Origin of the sequence: Simkania sp. (assembly GCF_965215465.1) — a bacterium.
Taxonomy (GTDB): Bacteria; Chlamydiota; Chlamydiia; order Chlamydiales; family Simkaniaceae; genus Simkania.
In genome coordinates, this window is the sequence record NZ_OZ244056.1 from 178,616 (window position 1) to 198,125 (window position 19,510).

Annotated in this window: 15 protein-coding genes; 2 read left to right on the forward strand and 13 right to left on the reverse strand. The window is 43.7% G+C overall.

Annotation, left to right across the window (positions count from 1 at the left end):
* Positions 1-594: 594 nt before the first annotated feature.
* The 6 genes from ACOOFG_RS00825 to ACOOFG_RS00850 all read right to left on the reverse strand — a co-directional run bounded on the left by ACOOFG_RS00825 (position 595) and on the right by ACOOFG_RS00850 (position 6,977).
* Positions 595-2,031, reverse strand: coding sequence for a hypothetical protein (locus ACOOFG_RS00825; RefSeq protein ID WP_420421751.1), 1,437 nt, complete (start codon positions 2,029-2,031; stop codon positions 595-597).
* 16 nt (positions 2,032-2,047) lie between these two features.
* Positions 2,048-2,188 carry a hypothetical protein gene (locus ACOOFG_RS00830; RefSeq protein WP_420421752.1) on the reverse strand — a complete coding sequence of 47 codons (141 nt, stop codon included), beginning with the start codon at positions 2,186-2,188 and terminating at the stop codon, positions 2,048-2,050.
* Between the two features lie 151 nt (positions 2,189-2,339).
* On the reverse strand, positions 2,340-4,334 hold the full coding sequence (locus ACOOFG_RS00835; RefSeq protein WP_420421753.1) for an alpha/beta hydrolase family protein: 1,995 nt from the start codon (positions 4,332-4,334) through the stop codon (positions 2,340-2,342).
* A gap of 246 nt (positions 4,335-4,580) precedes the next feature.
* Positions 4,581-4,904 carry a hypothetical protein gene (locus tag ACOOFG_RS00840; protein ID WP_420421754.1) on the reverse strand — a complete coding sequence of 108 codons (324 nt, stop codon included), beginning with the start codon at positions 4,902-4,904 and terminating at the stop codon, positions 4,581-4,583.
* Between the two features lie 4 nt (positions 4,905-4,908).
* The gene (locus tag ACOOFG_RS00845) at positions 4,909-5,331 is read right to left on the reverse strand and encodes a hypothetical protein (RefSeq protein ID WP_420421755.1); all 423 of its coding nucleotides are present in this window, start codon (positions 5,329-5,331) and stop codon (positions 4,909-4,911) included.
* Positions 5,332-5,366: 35 nt separating this feature from the next.
* Positions 5,367-6,977 (reverse strand): peptide ABC transporter substrate-binding protein, encoded by a 1,611-nt coding sequence (locus ACOOFG_RS00850; RefSeq protein ID WP_420421756.1) that lies wholly within the window; start codon positions 6,975-6,977, stop codon positions 5,367-5,369.
* 76 nt (positions 6,978-7,053) lie between these two features.
* On the opposite strand from ACOOFG_RS00850, the gene ACOOFG_RS00855 reads away from it, so the two are divergent.
* Positions 7,054-7,845: a C40 family peptidase gene (locus ACOOFG_RS00855; protein ID WP_420421757.1), complete on the forward strand. Its 792-nt coding sequence runs from the start codon at positions 7,054-7,056 to the stop codon at positions 7,843-7,845.
* Here ACOOFG_RS00855 and ACOOFG_RS00860 read toward each other — a convergent pair.
* Genes ACOOFG_RS00860 through ACOOFG_RS00870 form a run of 3 tightly spaced genes read right to left on the reverse strand, consistent with a single transcriptional unit; the run spans position 7,822 to position 11,123 of the window.
* A complete protein-coding gene (locus ACOOFG_RS00860; RefSeq protein WP_420421758.1) occupies positions 7,822-8,316 on the reverse strand; it encodes an NYN domain-containing protein in 495 nt (164 codons plus the stop codon). The genes ACOOFG_RS00855 and ACOOFG_RS00860 overlap by 24 nt on opposite strands.
* Positions 8,300-8,923 carry an RdgB/HAM1 family non-canonical purine NTP pyrophosphatase gene (gene rdgB / locus ACOOFG_RS00865; protein WP_420421759.1) on the reverse strand — a complete coding sequence of 208 codons (624 nt, stop codon included), beginning with the start codon at positions 8,921-8,923 and terminating at the stop codon, positions 8,300-8,302. The genes ACOOFG_RS00860 and rdgB overlap by 17 nt, the downstream gene beginning before the upstream one ends.
* A gap of 25 nt (positions 8,924-8,948) precedes the next feature.
* On the reverse strand, positions 8,949-11,123 hold the full coding sequence (locus ACOOFG_RS00870) for a GreA/GreB family elongation factor (protein ID WP_420421760.1): 2,175 nt from the start codon (positions 11,121-11,123) through the stop codon (positions 8,949-8,951).
* A gap of 155 nt (positions 11,124-11,278) precedes the next feature.
* Between ACOOFG_RS00870 and nqrA the strand changes: the two genes are divergently transcribed.
* Positions 11,279-12,616, forward strand: a complete 1,338-nt coding sequence (gene nqrA, locus ACOOFG_RS00875) for an NADH:ubiquinone reductase (Na(+)-transporting) subunit A (protein WP_420421761.1) — start codon at positions 11,279-11,281, stop codon at positions 12,614-12,616.
* Positions 12,617-12,645: 29 nt separating this feature from the next.
* On the opposite strand, the gene ACOOFG_RS00880 is transcribed toward nqrA, so the two are convergent.
* From ACOOFG_RS00880 to ACOOFG_RS00895, 4 genes are all read right to left on the reverse strand, one after another.
* Positions 12,646-14,346, reverse strand: coding sequence for a hypothetical protein (locus ACOOFG_RS00880; protein ID WP_420421762.1), 1,701 nt, complete (start codon positions 14,344-14,346; stop codon positions 12,646-12,648).
* Positions 14,306-16,534, reverse strand: a complete 2,229-nt coding sequence (locus ACOOFG_RS00885; RefSeq protein ID WP_420421763.1) for a hypothetical protein — start codon at positions 16,532-16,534, stop codon at positions 14,306-14,308. Before ACOOFG_RS00885 ends, ACOOFG_RS00880 begins: the two co-directional genes overlap by 41 nt.
* A 272-nt stretch (positions 16,535-16,806) precedes the next feature.
* Positions 16,807-17,355: a hypothetical protein gene (locus ACOOFG_RS00890; RefSeq protein WP_420421764.1), complete on the reverse strand. Its 549-nt coding sequence runs from the start codon at positions 17,353-17,355 to the stop codon at positions 16,807-16,809.
* Positions 17,307-19,484, reverse strand: coding sequence for a hypothetical protein (locus ACOOFG_RS00895; RefSeq protein ID WP_420421765.1), 2,178 nt, complete (start codon positions 19,482-19,484; stop codon positions 17,307-17,309). The genes ACOOFG_RS00890 and ACOOFG_RS00895 overlap by 49 nt, the downstream gene beginning before the upstream one ends.
* Between the last annotated feature and the right edge of the window lie 26 nt (positions 19,485-19,510).

The following is a 19,510-nucleotide window of genomic DNA, read 5'->3' on the forward strand; positions in this document are numbered from 1 at the left end:
ACTTGGAATACGAAATCGCATCATTGAGTAACCGTTCATGTTCAGTAGTCGAAAGGGAGTCTCGCAATCCAAGTGGATGCCATGGAGTGACGGCATCTTCCCAATTCATAATTTTATCGATAGTTGCAAAATCCTCGTTTTCTACGGCTTCGAACACTGCAAGTGCACTCTTTTCTATCGTTGTCAAAGAGTCAGCACTATAGGGTTTTTGAGTATGAACTGCAAAAACTTGCTCAGGCGTTTTAGGAGGCGCTGCAGGGAAAAGACTTGCTGAAAGCGAGAATCTTTTAAAGATCGCGTCAACACTTTTTGCAACATCTTGGTCTGTCCACCAATCAGTGACGTGTGTGCCTCCAGTGATGGTAAGATAGTGTCCCATAGGATTGAGACGGACAGCTTTTTCAATTTGATCGCGCTCCCAGTCTGGAACCATTTCATCGCCACCATAACCTCTTGTATCAGGAACACCAATCGTGTAGATTTGAATTCCATGGTTTTCTTTGAGATTATCTACCACATTGTACGAAGGTAAAGCCAGTGAAGCAACTCCTGAGACGAGAGGAGCAATATAGGGGACGACCCCACTAAAGGTTTTCAACCAGCTACTATCGGTGTCATCTTCTGCAGCTCTCTCTGCTTTTTTGAGTGCAATCCCTTTTGCTGTTCCAGAAAATGTATTTGGTGCTTGGTCAACCCATACGTGAGAAGCTGGAAACATCTTTGCAGCTTCTGAAGATGGGAGACCCCCAGCACATTGTCCTTTAAGACGATTTGATTTTGTCTTAGTCCTTTGACCTCCTTTAAATAACGCCCTGCAGTGCGAATCGCTTCTGTCATTCCTTCTTGGCTGTTACTTCCTTCACTCAGTCCTTTACCTGCGTTGTCGTAAGCTAAGACATTGACGCCAGCAAAAAGGAAAGTGAGGATTTCATGTGAATAAGAAGCATAGCTATTGGTTTGGTTCATGGAAAGAACCACTGTTGCACGTTCTGCGTCAAGCTTTGGTGCAACTACTGGTCTCGAAGAAAGAGTAAATGATCCAAGATCGTTTAAGTGTTTCGACTCCATGACAGCCATAGCTGACTCAACAGCTGGGTTTTCTAAGAAGTAGACCTTGCCTTCATGACGGATCATGTTCCAAGACGAGTTCTCAATTTTTAAACCCTTGCCATCGTTTAGAGCGCCACTAAAAAGAGCGAACGCCTCATCTGCATGAGCTTCATCAAAAACATAGGCTTTCGACTGAAGAGGTTGAGTATTAAAAAAGACAAAAGACTGGCCATATTCCGTTGCTTTTTCAATCTGAGCTGAACCACCGTGCGTTGCCATCTTGAGTGAGCGGCTATCAAACTTTGGCATTAAAATGAGGTTTTGTTTCATCGAATTGAAATGCCACCATGAAGCAGTTTCAAAAGGTTTCATTCCATTTTCCCAATAAAGGTCGTAACCCATCTTTTGGCAAAATTTCAGGAAGTCGCCCGGATTTTTAAATTCAGACTCTAATTCAGCACTATAAGGAATGCGTACAGCATCTGCACTATGCGTTGAGCCGTCAGTTTTCACTTTAATAGGCTCTCCTCGCTCAAAGAATGGGTGATTGAGTTGAACTTCAAGAGAAGTCGCTTTGCCGCCCATTTTTTCGATACTTTGGTGGAAGTTTTTGACATCAAAATGGAACGCGGAAATTTTATTGCCTGTCTTCGTTGTCAGGGTTAAAGGCTCACCACCAATTTGCTTGTACTGATCGAGTTTTCCTGAAATGAGGCGATCTTTATCCCAATCTATTGTGGCACCTCTTAATACAGCGCGAGAGTTAATAAAACTTGCGAGACCTGTTCCATAACTACCTGTCGCCTCTTGCTTTCCAAACTCTTTTGTTTTGAAAACGCGAGTCGAAGTCGCGGTTTCCAGCCCTGTGGTAGCTGCAACTTCAGTTGTTTTGTTTTCATCTGAATTTACTGGTCTTGTTGGCTCTCCAACGATAGGTAGATGAACTCCGCCACCGGAGTCTACGCGTTGTGCTTCAGACATGGTTTCTTCCCTTATTTTAGTAATTCAAAATCAAGGGGAAAAAACCCAGCATGGCTTGATCAATTGGCGATTGCCAAACGAGCAAAATGGCTGTATTTGGAATGATGTTAAAATAATTAAGTGTGAAGGCAGAATTGCCTTGTTTCCTTCCTTTCATAGCTTCCCCAAGCTTCTAGTATTTAATATAGTTAATATTATATCAAAATATTTAATTAATATTAATGATTTATTTAAACTATTGCTTAAGCGTTTGAATATTAAATATATGAAAAAAGAACCCGCCTCAATAGGAGGCGGATTCAACGTACTCATATAGAACTTCTTCTACGCGCTAGCATGAGTTTTGCTGTAAACTCTTGATTACCAATTTGTTTAGATAGAGAGGTGGCTAGATCAAGCAGATGAGAATGCCTTTCAGTAGAAAGGCGGTCAATAAGGCCCCCAGGCATGTAGCCTGTCGACTCGCTTTCGTGGATGATGTACTCAATAGCTCTAAGATTTTGGTCTTTAACAGCCTGAAAGATCTGGTACACGCTTTTTTCGTCAGCTGTGGCTGAACTTGGACTGTAGGGTTTTTGGTAGAAAGCTTCGAAACTATGCGCCACTGCTTCTTCAGGGGTTTTTGGTCCTTCTGGAAAGATACTTGCTGAGAGTGCGTGGCTTTTAAAGATTTTAGTCACGCTTTCAAGGACATTGGGGTCCATCCACCAGTCGGTGACGTGCGTGCCTCCAGTAATCGTTAGAAAGTGCCCATTTGGATCCGTTTTCAATGCTTCTTTAATGGAGTCTCTCTCTTCTGGAGAAATCATTTCGTCGCCACCATAACCCTTATCGTCAGGGACGCCAATTGTGTAAATTTTGACGGCACTTGGGTCGGTTTTTGCAAAACTATCAACAACATCATAGGAGGGAAGCATTATGGATGACGCAGCTCGAATGATAGGTTTTGCATAAGGAACAATACTGCTTAATGTTGAGAGCCAACCTCCTTTTTCTTCAGCAGCTTCTTTGGCTTTTTTTTCCACCATGTCTGCAGCTGAGCCAGAAAAGGTTCGTGGTGCTTGATCGATCCAGCCATGAGATCCGAATCTTTCCATGGCTTTACTTGTTGCAAACCCTCCTGCGCACTGACCTTTAAATAGCACGCGATCTGGATCAACTCCCTTGCCTTCAATCAAATATCTTCCGATGACATCGACGGCTTCGACCATTCCTTGATGACTGTTCAATCCAACGCTTAGACCTTTCCCAGCATTGTCGTAAACAACGACATCCACCCCCATGAGAAGAAAGGTGAGGATTTCGTGCGAGTAAGAAACAAAGCTATTGGTTTGGTTCATAGAGAGAACAATAGTTGCGCGCGAGCCATCGGTTCTCGGGCGGACCGGAGTTGTTAAAACTTGGACAGAGGGCAAGCGGGTGAGTCCTTTCATGTCGATATACTCTAAATTAGAGGCAACATCTAGATTTTCAACAAAGTACACCTTCCCTTGGTAGCGCACGAGATTCCAGGATGAATTCTCAATTTTAAGGCCTCGCTCGCCTTGAAATGACGCAGAGAAGAGTTTACGCAGAGCTGTTGGATCCCCATCAAAGGCATAAGCTCGGCTTGTCATGGGCTCTTTTCTAAAAAAATCGAAAATAGGGTTCAATTCAGTCGATTTTTTGATTTTAATAGCTGAGGGATTTTCTTGGATTTTTAAAGTACGCGCATCGGTTCTAGAAACCAAAATGAGATTTTGCTTTCTAGAGCTCCAATGCCACCATGAGGCAACTGAAAAGGGTTCCATGGTATCTTCCCAAAAAACTTTAAGCTTGTGTTCATGACAAAAGTCTAAAAAGTCTTGAGGATTTCTAAATTCAGACTCCATCTCAGCTCTGTAGGGAATGCAAATCCCAGGGCTAGAAGCAGAAAAGCCCGTCTTTGTTAAATCTATAGGCTGTGCACTTTCAAAAAACGGGTGATTCAGCTGGACTTCAACAGAAACGGGTTTTCCTCCCATGTCCGTTAATGCTTGATGAAAACTGTCCGTTGTAAAATGAAATGATGAGATTTTATCACCTGTGCGCGTTGTTAAAAATTGATGCTTCCCTCCAATTTTTTCGAGCTTCACCATTTTTTTTTCTAGCCGCTTGGGATCCCACTCTTTTGCAGCACCTCTCATCACGGTACGTGAATTGATAAAACTTGTCAGAGAGGTCCCCCATCCTGCTTCATACTCTTGTTTTCCAAAAGTTGTTGCGTCTGAACTTGTTGATGCATGCACCGAAGACGATGCTGCACGTCTAGATTCTACTGCCATAAATTACTTACCCTTCAATTTTTTCTAATTCTATGAGGAATGCAGAGCGATCATCTCAAATGAGATGCTCGTTGATTCATGACAGTAAAATTTGCTAAATGAATTGCTAATAGTCTGAACAGACTAATATTGTTAATTGTCATTTACTTCCCCCGTTAATTACGATATATTATATCAAATTAAATGTTTAATTTAAATATTTGTTTTTTAGGTGAAAAACTACTGAATATTAGGGAGATATAGACGCTATCTATTGCAGCGCCTGTGGCCTATGGCGCCTTTGGTACGGACTGTCGTCTTGTTAGCGACGTGAGTGATTTTCCCATACTCTTCTCCGGTAGGGCAATAGAACCGAACGACAAACGGACCTTCAGTCCAATCTGAGGCCTCTTGAAAGCTGTCTGACCACGAGTAGTAGTGCCCATTGGGGGGAATGCTAAAAGTCGTAATCAGCTCGTCTTTAGGATCATAGATCCGTGCTTCCAAGTTATACTCGCTATCGTTGATCACGGTAATTGTGACAGCGAAAAGGCTTAAGGGAGAAAGCAAGAGGAGTAAGAGAAACTTCATCTGCTTATGGGGGGTTGAGTTGGAAGTCTTGCTGGCCGGGAGGAGCCTGCTGTTGTGTTTGACCTTGTTGCTGCCCTTGTTTGTCTTTTGGCTGTTTACAGAACCGGTCACCTTGGGCTTGGCTAGCTGTGACCCAAGCGCCTGAGTTGACATTTGAAACAATTCCATATTGCCCACCGGTTTTACAGTTTAAGATCACTGTATAGGGCGTCTGAGAATAGTTTGTATTCTCAGGAGAGGGGTCTTGCCAAGACGATTGGTGTTGGGGTTGAATTGCAACAGATCCCATTTTCTTTCCATCAGCAGAATAGATCTGAGCCGAAAGAGGAAAGGGGCTATCGTTGTAGATCACAACCGATCCTGCATAGCATGCTGATGCGCTAAAAAAGCACAGGAGCAAGAGTAAAAACGCTTTCGTCTTATTCATATGTAGGTAGCGGGAGGGTTATACCCCGCTTAAACCTACTTATTGAGTTCTGCCCATTTAAAGTCAATATTGCCTGTCTTAGTCAGAACGACGTTTTTAAGGCCTTCATCTTTGACAAAGAGGAGTGTGTAATAAAAGATCGGGATGACAGGCATTTCATCCATGATCAATTGCTCACTTTGCTTAAGATAGGCAAGACGTTCTGCTGGGTTTTGGCAGTTGTAAGAAGTCTCAAGAAGCTCAGCATAACTGGGATTTTCCCAGTTGGTGTTGTTCGTCCCATTGGATTTGGTTTTGAAGACTTCAAGAAAGTTGATCGGATCATTGAAATCAGCAAACCAGCTTCCAAGTGATAAAGTGTAATCTTGTTTGGACACACGGCTGAAGTAGACCTGACGCTCCATGGGTTCGAGACGGACGCGGACACCTAGTGTCGCATACCATTGCTGTTGGATTGCTTGTGCAACAGGATGTGTACGATCACCTGCAGCGTAAGTGAAGACGATTTCAGGAAGCTGTTCACGGGCCATTCCAAGCTCGAGCAGAGCTTCTTCGAAAAGTGCTGCAGCTTCATCGCTTTGTCCATCTTTAAAGTAGGGCTGGTCTTGGAGTCCCATCGTTTTAGGAACAATGCCAGTGGCAGGAATTTGGTTTCCTTGAGTGACATGTTCTACGATATCCTGGCGGCTTATAGCTAGAGCAAAAGCGCGGCGCATTTTTTTCGATTTAAAAGGAGCCTTTTCCAGATTGATGCGGATCAATGAGGTTGCAAGAACTGGAGATGTCTGAAGTTGATTGGCTTGTCTTAAGGCTTCGATGGCATCAATTGGGACAACAGAAAAAGGCGAACCATCCCAGTCGAGTTCGTGGGATTCAAACATTTTGAAGCCTGTTTCTTCGTTGACCATGACCATCTTAAGTTTGCCTAGTTTGACAGCTTTTGCATCCCAGTAAGTTGGATTCTTTGTGGCTTCAAGGAGGTTATGGTGTTTCCAGTCATGGATGAGGAAAGGACCATTCGAAACATAAGTCTGTTGATTGTCAGCCCAATTGGGAGTTGTGCGATCGAGTTTTTCATTCACAGGAAAGAAGATCGGATGCTCTGTCAATTCGAGGAAATAGGGGATTGTATGATCGAGGTGGACGACGAGAGTTTGATCATCAGGTGTTTCAATTCCAAGGAGGCTGCTTGGCAGTTTTCCTGTTTTGACAGCTTCAGCGTTTTTAATCACGAACAGCATGTAGCTGTTAGGGCTGGCAAAAGAAGGAGAGAGGCTTTTTTTCCATGCATAGGCAAAGTCGCTTGCAGTTAAGGCATCCCCATTTGACCATTTGCTAGCATGGAGCGTGAACTTGTAAGTGAGCCCATCATTTAAGACTTGAACATCTTTTGCGAGGGCAAGAGCAGCCTTTCCGCTCTTATCGACTCGAGTCAGTCCTTCGTTAAACATTTTGACTAAATTGACATCTGCAAGGGCACGGACTTTTCTTGGATCGAGGGTTTGAGGCTCACCGCCAATGTTAAATCTGACAGAGTGCGCTGCAGTGTGAGAGGGACGATCCGATGAAACATTTTTTTTGCCGCAACCGGTAAGGGTCAGGGTCATCATTGCCAAAACAAGAAGAAGGCGACTGAGCATTTTCATATTTACCTCTAAAGAATGTTCTATAAATATGAATTTTCTGTGATAATGACTTTTTTTTCACGAGAATTCTGACGAGATGGCCTATTTTGTCCCAAAAGTTTCAACGCCGGTTCTCAATCGAGTCGATTTTAAATCAGTTTTTGGAGGGATCTCCGGAACCCTGCCGTTTGATCAACAAAGCCTTGTACGTGCTTTTGAAATGATCGCTTTCCCAGGGACAGTCTTTGAAATTCTTGAAAAGCATCCTGATCACATTCTTCAAGTGCGCACAGCCGAATATCCTACTTTAGGTTCGCTGTTTGTCGATAGTCGATTTGGAACTCAAACAAAAAAACGTCCTCCCGAAAGAGAAAAAAAACTCCCTTCTCCGAAAAAAATTTTAGAGCGGATGAAAAACCAACTTGGAAAGCCCTACATTTGGGGAGGGAATCGAGGCATGGGTGTTTCAGAACTTTTGCGTTACTATCCGCCAAAGAAAATCCTCACACCGCTGGAGTCTGTCAGTTGGACATGCCAAGGTGTGGATTGCTCAGGACTTCTTTATGAAGCTGTTGAAGGAGCACTTCCACGTAACACGCAAGATTTACTCTTTGCTGGAAGGTCCGTTCCGATCGAAGGGGTAGAGTGGGAACAGATTCCTGAGCTTCTTCAGCCGCTAGATTTGATCATTTGGAACGGCCACATGACGATTGTTTATGACGACAAAAGTGTGATTGAAAGTAAACATGAATGGGGAGGCGTCTGCATGACTGACCTCCAGAAACGTCTTCGAATCATCCGTGAAGAAGACAAAAAAATTGCAGCTGATGATCCTGTTCACGTGTTGCAAAACTCAGCAACGTTTTTAGTCCGACGATTCATCTCGTAATTTTTTTTCAAAAGCTTCGAGCAACCGATCAAAATGATGAGACGATTCTTTGTGCATCTTTTCTTCTTTCTTTGGCGATTTTTTAGCGTGTCGATGCGCGAGCATTTCGAAAAAACTCTCAATTGTTTTGGTTTTAGCTCCAAGATGTTTCGCATGTCGTATCAATTCACGGTCGGATGTGACAACGATTTGCAACTGAGGTTTTTTTTCTGCGCGCAAGCGTTCTAAAATGTATTCGTCAGCACTAAATCCTTCAGGAGAAAAGATGATTTCAAGAGCAACAAGATCTTTTTTAGTGGGAAAAACAGCGGCATGACTTTGGTGGCTGTCAAAGATCAAAGTTGCATGTAAGTGCAGTTCTGCTAGTGCATCGTGCAGAGCTGCAATGAAAAGTTCCCGCTTTTTTTCTAAGGGATTGGCTTCATCCTCTATGTGAAAAAAGAGGTTGTAACCATCAATGACATAATTCATTGTGATGCTTTTGAGCGAGTAAATCTAACGTCGGAAGCAGTTTGTCGAGAGCTTTACGTCGATGAGAAATCCTGTTTTTGGTTTCTTCATCGATTTCTGCAAACGTCTTGCTATAATCGTATTTTTGAAAGAGGGGATCGTATCCAAAACCACCACCACCGCGTGGAGTCATGAGAAGGGTTCCTTCACACGTTCCTTTCACCTGTTTTTGGATTCCGTCAGGTGAGGCTAAAGCCATTGCGCAGACGTAATAGCCGACCCGTTCTGAATCATCGATTTGTTCCAAAGCCTTGAGGAGTTTCAAGCGGTTGTCTTTGTCTGTGGAGCCTAAGCCGGCATAACGCGCACTATAAACACCTGGTTCATTTCCGAGCGCAGGAACGACAAGTCCCGAATCATCTGCCAAGACCCATTCTTTGAGAGTATGTGCCGCGTGAGTTGCTTTTAAGAAAGCATTTTCCTCAAAGGATTCGCCTGTTTCTTCTGGCTGCTCGTAGCCAGGAAAATCGTGCAAAGTCAAAAAATCGAAATTGTAAAGCGGCTTTAACATCGCTCGAATTTCGCGAATTTTATGGAGATTGGTGGTTGCTAATACAAGCTTCATCATGGGTGTACCTACATTCCAACCTATCTTAGACGTTGTCGAAATAATTCCGCAAGCTCGCGATCGTAAACTGTTTTCCTTGGATGTTGACTTTGTCCCCAACTTTATTGCCAATCATCGATTGTGCAAGTTTTGACTGGAACGAAAGAATGTGCTGATCTGGATCTGCATCCCAAGGTCCAAGTAAAGTGTAAGAAACTTTGGAGCCATCTTCTCCTTCGCAGTCAATGATCACGCCAACATTGACTTGATCTGCTTGGACATCGGCTTTAGTCAAAATGCGTGCGCGGTTAAATTGCGCAGATAGAGTTTTAAGCTCGCTTTGCAAACGATCTCGTCTTTCAAGAGCTGCTTTAAATTCGGCATTTTCTCGCAAGTCACCGTGAGAACGAGCGACTTCAATTTCTTTCGCATTTTCCACAGTTTCTACTGTAGAAATTGCATGGATTCGCTCTTTGATCTTTCGATAGCCAGCTTCAGTTGTCCAGATTGGTGTTTCATCTTCTTGAGTTTGCTCTTCGTATTTTTTACTGAGCTTTGCAAGACTTGGATGCACAACTTCAGCAAGCGAGTGAAAGATCTTGATATCGTGATCGCTTAAGCTGTGACACTTTGTCGCAAGCAGTAAAAATTCTTGAACTGTTTCAATGTTGGCTTTTTGGAAAATTTTTCGTACGTTTGCGTAACGTCCAGAAGTCAAAAACGTGTGCATTTTCTTGATCAAGTCACGATGACCAGACGATTGCTCTAACGTGCTTAGTAAAATCAAAAAGGATTCAAAAAAGCGGTTCTTTCCATCTTGGCTTGCAAAGGGGGGAGATTCTGCTTTCATGATTTTTTGGAAGTACCACATCAAGACATTCGGATGACGACTGGGGAACGACAGCAACTCTTCAATCTTTTTAATGACTTCAGGTTCTTTTTTCGCCTTGAGAAGTTCCGTCAAGATGTAATCTCGAATAGGGTTTTGATCAATGGTCAGTAAGAGGTTCAAGAAAGTCTCAATCCAGTCTTCACGTAATTTACGAATGACAACAAGTGCGCGCTTTTTAAACGCAATGACCTCAATCGCTCGAATCACATCATCAGGAGATGTGAAACGTTTAATGAGCTCTGCAACTTGACTCGAGTCTTTTGAAACTTCCAAGTCTTCAAGGAAAAAGTAAAGTTGAAGTTCTTGCGCATCTGAAAGCTCTTCACTTTCGAGCGCATCTTTCATCTTCTGCTGCAAGTCCATGCGGAACGCATCGTTTTTAAGTGTTCCTGGGAAGTCGCGCAAGAAAGCATAAACCATCTGAATGAGCGTTTCTGCGTTAGGCTTTTTTTCCAAAGCTTTTTGAAGCGTTTCTTCATGAGTCACTTCTGCTTCGCGTAAGCGGAAAGGTTGACGGATGTCACTTGGGATTTCGACCATCGTGTCTTTTTTCACTTTTGAGCGTGCAGTTTGCCACCAACGGACCCATTCATCAGTTGGAATGACAAGTTCGCAAAGCTCTTCTTTAATTTCGGCTGCAGTCAGAGGTCCTAAATCGCGCAACATCGAATGAATGACATCAATCGGGCTTTTCTTTGCACGCTGCTCAAGTTCATCGGGGTTGCCGAAGCGAAGTGAAAGGAAATGGTCGTCTTTCAAAGGAATCAATGTTTTAAACGCGTTTTGAAAAGAGAGATCTTTACGACCAGAAACGTAATCAAACTCTAAACTGAGTTGTTCGCGTAAGAAAGAAATCTCCATGATTTCTCCCACGCCCCAGCCACCTGTGTGAAAAACAAAGTTGCCTTTTTTCATGTGGGTGAGCAGTTCATAGTTACTAACAGCACCTTGGAAGTCTTTTCCTTCACGGAGACCAATTAAGCGAATTTTGTCGTGATAGTAAGCATCTTCTGGATAACGTGCTTTCAAATAATCGAGAATTTGTTTTCCCAGTTCGGGTTCATTTGTGGTTTGAAGGTCGATAATCAATTTGTACACTTCATGTCCAAGATCTGTGGCTTGAATTTTTTCCCACAAGATCAACCCTTTTTCGACATGACGTCCAAATGGAACGGCTAAATCGGATTCCTTGACGCCTTTTAAAACTCTTTTCAGTTCTTCGCCATCGACTTCATCGCCTAGGCAATACTCTTCCCAAAGCGTTAGAAAGGAAGGGTAGTCATGATTTGCTACGTGCTTCTGGAACTGATCTAAATAATTCATCGACATAAAATAAACACACCTCTGAGATACCTGTCTAAGGAAGTATAGAAATTCTCTAAATAAACTTCAATTCCAGGATGACTAAATTCTAAAGAAAAAATTTAATGGCTGAAACAAAAGAGAATGACTATGATGAAAAAAATTGAACATTTGAGGCAAAAGTGCACCTAAAAATCAAGCGAGGACTCGACATTCCACTCGAGGGAAAACCCAAAGGAACTCTGCAACAGCTTCCTGCGCCAGCCCTAGCCTTTCTCGATCTAGATCACTTTTACTTTCTCCGTTTTTCGCTGCTTAAAAAGCCCGGTGATAAAGTGCTCATTGGCGAGCCTCTTCTCGAAGACAAGTCTTGCCCAGGGCGTGTTTTTGTTTCGCCTGCCTCAGGCACACTCAAAGAAGTTGTGCGTGGCCTCAAACGTCGCATTCTCTCTGTTAGCATTAGCTGTCAGCCCAATAAAGAATTTTTTGATCATGGAACTTGTCAAACCAATTCCAAAGAAAAACTTCTATCCCACCTCATGCAAGGAGGCCTGTTTCCTCATATTGTCGTGCGCCCCTGCAATCGCCTTCCTGCTCCTCAAACGATTCCAGAAGCGATCTTTGTGTGTGCCCTGTCCTCAGCTCCCTACGCTCCACCTCCTGAACTCGAAGTGCAAGGCCATGAAGCCCACTTTCAAAAAGGACTTTCTGCTTTAGCTGCTCTTTGTCCCGTTCATCTAATGACCCATAAAAACACAACGGCAGCTCCTTTCCTCAATGCCTCAGATGTCGAAAGGCACACCGCTGAAGGGCCGCATCCGATCGGCAATCCCTCCTTGCACATCGCAGCCATCCACCCCATTACCCGCAATGATCAAGCCGTTTGGACACTCACCGTTTCCGATGTGATCGCTATAGGACGTCTCGTGTCAGAAGGAAAATACGAACATGAGCAAGTGATTAGCATTGCGGGTGAGGGCATTCCAGAAAGTAAGCGTGGGTATTTCAAAATGTCACGAGGAACTCCTGTCCAAGATTTGATCCGAGGACGCTGCGACGAAGATTCTGCACGCCTGCTTTCCGGCAATCCCTTGATTGGAGCAAAGGTGAATTGTGATGCCTCGCTCAAGTTTTTTGATAACGCTCTATGTGCACTTCCTCAGCCAGAACAAAAAAGGCGCTTTTGTCACTTCTTACGCTTAGGCACGAAAAGCTACACTAGCATGCCTACCTATTTCAAGCGCAAGAAAGCCCGCTTCACCACATTGCAACATGGCGAAGAAAGAACCTTTGTTGACGGAGCCATTTACGATCGGGTTATGCCGCTTCGCATCCCAGTCATGCATCTCGTGAAAGCTATTCTTGCCGAAGATTTTGAACTCGCAGAGTCGCTCGGCCTCCTATGCGTGTCGCCTGAAGATTTTGCTTTGCCCGCATTTATCTGCCCTTCAAAAATAGAAATGCCCGAGATCATACGTCGCGGGCTTAGGAGTTATGCTGAGCAATATCTCGAGACCTAAAAAAAAGCCCCTTAAAAGGGGCTTTAGTCTTAGGTCATAAGATTTGCTGCAGCTTGCATTGCTTCAGGAGAATCGTATTCAGCGTGAACTTGATAATCAGCTGCTTTAATTCTCGCGCTGACAACAAATGAGATTTTGTTATCTGCATCTGATTTCTTGATGGTTGCAGTGACGCTACCATCTTCAACTTTAGACCAGTCTAGAGCTTCATCCGTCACGACTTTTTGAGCTTCCACGAGCAGATCATGAGCAGCCATGTAGGCAACGACCTTAAGTGCTGCATCTCTCAAGGGTCCATTAGCTTCAAAAATAACATTCATCTGACGGGCTGTTTCAGCCAGGCGGTTATGGGCTCCCTCTCGTTTAACTTCCGTTTCACCAATGGTTAGTTTGGCAACCTTATCGAACGCATTTGGAGCGGTATAAGCATTAGAGAGCTTATGATCTGTTGTGGTCCAGAGTGTGTTATCAAAAGTAGTTGCTACTGGATCTGCAGCTTTTGGCTCTGCTTTTTTACCGCGTCTGCAGCAAAGTAGAAGGCTACCAAGTGTGCTTAAAATCGGCCAAACCACATTTCGGACAACTTTGTAAGTTATCCCACCGACTACAACTTGTGAAGTAGTGTAGACAACGGGTGCTGACCAACCTCTGGGGGCTTTAGGTTGTGCTCCAATAACATCTCGGCACTCTGCTTTTGGAGGCTTGACTCCAAACATTGTGTTGAGCCCTGCATTTGGAGTGAAAGCTCCACATGCAATCGATTCAGGTGATTTGCCCAGAGCTTCAAGATTTGCAATTGTTGGATTTGCACTTCCCGTCTCGCGGATTTGTCCCAATCCAGCCCAAAAAGCCTTTAGTGCTCCTGTGTAGTCACCCTTGTTCCATTTATCTTGGAAGTGGTATTCGTAAAGCTGACGGTCTTGGATCAGTACCCACTCAAGATAAGCCGAGTCGTTTTGATGATTGGTTTTTACTTTTTCACGAAATGCTACAGCTTCTTCAACATGCTCTTTAGTGATAGGTGTTCCATCTTGTAGAGCATCAAAAGCTGCTTTTCCAAAAGTGCTATTGCTGTACCCTTCTGCAATTTCAGCATTGTAGCTAGCACGCACTTCAGCGCCTTCTAAATTCCAAATGTACTTGCTGAAACCACGTTTAGTTGCAGGCAAAGCTTCTTGACGGAACCAAGTGGTAACCTTGCCAGTAGTTTCTGAGACTGTATCCCGAACAGTTCCTTCCTGATCACCAGAGGTATCTTTACCAGTGACGTCAGTTGGGGAGGGAGTTGGTGTATCAAGATCTTCGGTTTCTGAGACTGTATCCCGAACAGTTCCTCCCTGATCACCAGAGGTGTCTTTATCAGTGACGTCAGTTGGGGAGGGAGTTGGTGTATCAAGATTTTCGGTTTCTGAGACTGTATCCCGAACAGCTCCATCCTGATCACCAGAGGTGTCTTTACCAGTGACGACAGTTGGGGAGGGAGTTGGTGTCTTAGAAGCTTCATCCGATGTCTCAATAACTGTTACTTCACGTTCAGTTAGGTCTTGATCACCAGTGATGACGATTTTCTCATCAGTTGGAGGAGTCGAAGTTCCAGTCTTTTCAATAACCCTTCCATCTTGATCAGCTTCTCCAGTTGAGAGTGTGAACTGTTGCATTGTTACAGGGTCTAGCTCAGTAATCGTGCTATTATCTGTTATTCGAGGAGAGCATCCATTTTGTACGCTCATACCCATTAGCACATGGCACGATGGGGTGAGTTGGTGTATCAAACTTTTCTACTACAATGTCTTTGCCTAACAGAGAATTGTCATGTTGACTTTCTTCTTGGACATCTCCCAAACCAGTTCCGACGCTTGAGAAGTCCTCTGAAGCAGCATTCTCTGAAGGGACTACAGTGGGATCTACTTCTCCTGATCCTACGCCATCTTTTCTCATGTAGACAACTTCATAAGAATCAATACTTTCAAGTTGTTCTCGATCGTCAACAAAGGGCGGCTCATAAGATGGCCAATGAAATCCAACTGGGTAATTCTCACCAGAGTCAGTCAAACCAGTTCTGTTGCTTGAGAATTCCTCTGTAACAGGGTTTTGCTCAGTGCTGGCTCCAGTCGTAGTGTTGCCTTTAGCCTGAGTTGAGAGTGTATGATTAAAAAATGGGTTTGCACAAGTACTGACTTGGAAAACAGTGCCCATAGGAATACACTGATCACCGCTATCGAAATACTCTGGTGTTTCGCTTACAGGTGTTGGCGTTGGTGTTGAAGAACCTGAGAATTTCTTTGGAAAAGGAGGAAGCTTGCCATAGAGTTCGATGTACTGGTCTGCTGTCATCGGACCAGAATACGTTGTGCAAGTTGTATTTCCAATGCATGCTTCAGGGTCAATATTGAAGAATGGATTCGGATCAAGCTTTAAAGGCTCAAGAAGAGAGCATCCATCTTTTGTACGTTCAAATCCATCTCTGCACGGTCCTTGAAATGAATAATGAGGACTTGGACTTGGTGTCTCATTGGGATCTGTGTTGTTACCACCACTAAGCAAAGTAGGAACAGGAATAACGCCAGCTAACATGCCTACACCAGTACTTATTGCAATGAGAGCAAGGACCCCAAAAACGGTGTATCCAACTTTTTCCGTTGTTGTCCAAGGCTGATCGGGAATTTCCAACTCCTTTAATCCTCGATCTGATAACACCTTATTAAATCCTGTTTGGTAATCAGAAGACTTAACTGCCCATGCTGCAGGGGTTTCTTTGAAGTGTTTTTTTAACTCTTTGAGATGCTTCTTTTCAACATATGGTAGGAGTAATTCTTCAATCAAAGGTTCACGTAGAGGATGTTTATCCAGACCATGTTTTGCAAAAGCTTCTTTAAGCATGATTTGATCTTTAAGCGAAAGTTCAGCCCACTTATTTGGGTTTTCTAGGTAATAATGCGCTAGGTAAGACACCTTTGCACTAGAAAGTCCTTCGAAATTTTCAGGAAGGGGAAGCTGTGTCACGAAGGATGTAGAGGGAGGCAATAAGTCCAACCGATAAAAATGAGGAACAAACGCTCGAATTTGACTTGCATGTAAAACCTCAGAAGAATGGCGAATAATCCATTCATGATGCCATCGAATCTGTTCGTCCGACAATTTCTCTACATTGACTTTTCGAGGATCGATCACGGGTAAGTTTTCTGCTTTGTAAGCGCGATTTTCTTGTGGAGCGACGTGAAAGCTGTAGAGAAGTGTGGCTTGTTCAGGTGTGAGTTCCCCTTTTTCATAGAGCTTTCTAAATGTCGCAAGTTCGACTTTTGTCAATGACGTTTCTAAATCAATTTCAGTAATAGTTAAGGGATCTAAGCTATACTTCTGCAATGCTTGGATAAACCCAAGCTGTTTCTTAAACGACTTTTGTTTCCAAAGATCTGCGCGGTCTTTAAAATGGTCGTAAAGCATCCGAACGGTTGGCTCTGTCATTTCTTCAAAATCTTGAAATGCAGGGAAGTTCCATGCATTGTAGTACTGTTCTCCTTTTGTAAAGGCTACGTAGATCACTACTTTCGCAACTAAATTAAATGCAGCGATACGAAATGACATAGCTGGGGTAATCAATACAGCGTGGGATTTCAAAGCTTTCGACACAATATAGGGAGTGACGAGAGTCCCAGCAGCGAGTCCGATCAGTGCAATCATCGCCTTGTAATAGGGTGAGTTGCTTTCCCCACTTTTGAACATCTGATCAGCCAGAAAGATTGTTAAACCATTGACAGCTCCAGCCAAAGCCATGGCTTCATGTGTCATAGGACCGTTGATCCATTCCAAAGATCGCAGCTTTTCTAGTCCAAAAAAACCTGTCACAACAAAACATGCAGGATCGATCACAGCTTTCATCTTTTCATAATACGTGTGGCCAACAGAAGATTCGCTCATGGAAATTACCCCTATATTAAAAACTTTAGCATGATCTTTATAAAGAAGATGTGAATTAATTGCATGTAAAAACTAATTTTTAAATAAGATGGTAGTGAAAATTTGCTTTTTTTTACGCAAAGTGACAAATCGATTGAAAAAAATAATGAAAGAGAATAACTTAGATGCCAATTTAAAAGTTTAACATAATCGTAACGAGGTATTTTCATGAGCGCAAGCGTAGGGTTGACTGGGTGGCAAAGATTTTGGAACGCTATTTGCTGTGGTTGCTGTTATGATGATCCCGAAACGATTCGACAAAGCCAACATCTACTATCAGGACAACGACCTTCCCATAGGGTATGATCGATTACGTGGGAAGGGCGCATGTCATGTTCATGCAAGAGTTTCCAGTAGAGTTCATCTGAAAAATCAATTGTGGGCTGTGGGGTTAAGGAAACACTTGAACTGGTAATGATGTTGGGGTGCCTCAATTGCTGTAGCTTAGAAATCGAAAAGTCAGGTGGAATGTGTGGTTGAGAGACAGGCGCTTCATGTTCAAGTTCAAGCATTTTGGGCATGGGATTCTGCCTATCAGGAAGAGCTAGAAAAGAGCTGGATCCTGCAAGACCTTCAGAGTACCTTAATTGTCTTTTGACAAGAGCCAGAAGCTCTGGATTAGGGTCGAGAACAGTGATGCATTGAAAACCATTTCCCTTTTCTCTGAACAGTTGTTCCAAACCTCGTGGACCACGCGCAAATCTCTCAATAAGCTCTTGAGGAGTCTTCAAATCTAGGTCTGCTTCGCTAATTGTTCCTCGAAGCAGTTGAAGGTATCGCACGCCGTCGTGTGAACCTTCTTGAACACTGTATTAAAGCCGTCAGTTGATTCGCGTTGAGGGCTGTAAGGGACTAATGTAGAAGAATTAGATCCGGCTGGATGTTTTCTATGAGCACAATTCGAAAACAGGTCATAGATGGCGACAATCGCAGTGACGATAGGAAAAGCTACAAAAGCAAGAGTGTTCAGCGAGTAAGGTTGTGGGTTTTCTATGCGATTGGAATTGGGGGGAGTGATCCGGGTGCTTTTAGTGAAGCGAAGGTTAAAGCTAGTGTCTATCAAATAGAAGTTGTCTTGTGGAGAGAATGGGGGAGGCAGGATGTGAGTTTCTTCGATCGGTAAAACGGTATAACGAGATTCTAAAGAAGGATAGAGAACCGAGAGGGATTGGTTTGCGGGGTTCGGTTCGTACTTTGGTTTCATGAGGTGGCGGAAGTCAAATCTAGTGTCTTGAGGAAACTCTTGGCGGATAACTGGTGGGGCTGTGAGTGAAGTAGTAGGCTTTTCGTCTGGGGAACAAACGGCATAACGAGATTCTAAAGAAGGATAGAGAAGTGAAATGGATTGGTTTGCAGGAGTCGGTTCGTATTTAGGTGTGATGAGGTGACGGAAATCAAATCTAGTGTCTTCTTGAGGAAACTCTTGGCGGACAACTGTAGGTGCTATGAGCGGAGGAAGAGGCTCTTGATCTGGGGTACAAACAGCATAGCGAGATTCTAAAGAAGGGTAGAGAATCGAGATAGATTGGTTTGCAGGAGTCGGTTCGTATTTTGGTGTGATGAGGTGACTGAGGTCAATTCTGAAGTTTTCTTGAGGAATGTCATCTGATAGACTCTGGAAAGGACTGGCGGCTGGCTTTTCATGAGGAAAGCAAATCGTCGAGTTGTCGACTTGTGGAAGAGTTGACTTTGGCAATGTGGGCGCCGGTTCTTCAATTGGAGGAAAACATGGTTCATCCGTGTGATTTGTTTGAACAGGAGAAACTGGGGTTGCCTGATGCATCAAGAAGTAGGCTGGAACGGCGATCAGAGCAATGACTGCAAGGGCGCAACCTCCGTAAATCATGACTTTTTTAGCGGTGCTCCATGAAGAGCTTTCAATGGGAGGTTCTTCAGGTTTTTTTAGAAGATAAGGAGCTTTGCCGGCCTTAGTGAAAATCTCGTTCAAGACAACTTGTTTATCTTCTGTCAGTTTTTCAAAAACTTCGGGGTGGTGATGGTCATAATTCACAAAGTAATGCGCCTGAACGTTGGAAACTTTGTCTGCAGAAGAGGGGATAGGTAAAGAGGTAAAAAAAGCATTGCTTGGGGGCAGGAGATCTGCTTCGTAAAAGGCTAAAGTGAAAGCATCTTTTTGCGCTATAGGAGCAAGTTTTTCTCTAAATGCTTGGTGGTACCATAGGAGTTGGCTTGGAGAAAGGGTTGAGGTCGAGGCGGTTTCAGGAGCTGGGTCTGGCAGGAAGTCAAACTGTTTGGGAGGAGGAAGGTCGTGATCAAAGAGCACCTGTGATTGTTCTTTTTTCGTGGCATGTTCTCCCACAAACTTTTGGAAGACTTCGAGTTCTTTTGCAGAAAGTGGAGCGACGCGAGTGTAGTTGGTGAAAGGGAGGGTGCTTTGTCCATTTTCATCAAGCATCACGTTAAACGCTGCTTGCATATTGAGGTTGAAAGTGTCCCACTTTTCAACCATGGAACTTTCGAGCTCAGCTTTATGCGTTCCGAGTTCGCTCACGGAGATTTTTTTGATGTCGTCTGCTGAGGTGGGGTCGAAAGAAACGGAAACTGTGAAGTGCTGTGCAAGTTTGTAAAGTCCGTAAACTGTCACTTGTAGTAGAGTCTGAAATGCTGCTAGCTGAACTATTGCATAAGGGTTTAAAAGAATGGTTGTACGTGTTGCTAGAGGTTTAGCTATGACGCAAAGGAAAAGAGTTGCCAGGCCAAGTGCGGCGGCTTTTTCTGCTTCGGAGCGCTGAGAAGTTGTGGCTAATACAAGGGCATTAGTTGCCGAAGAAAGGGCAAGTCCCGCAGGATTAAGCGGCTGTTGTAAATATTGGATCAATGGAGTCTTGCTTAAACAATATGTTCCTGTAAAAACTGTTGTTCCATCGCGTAATAAATTAGTAATTAACATAGCGTAAAAAAATCTTTTTTCCGGGA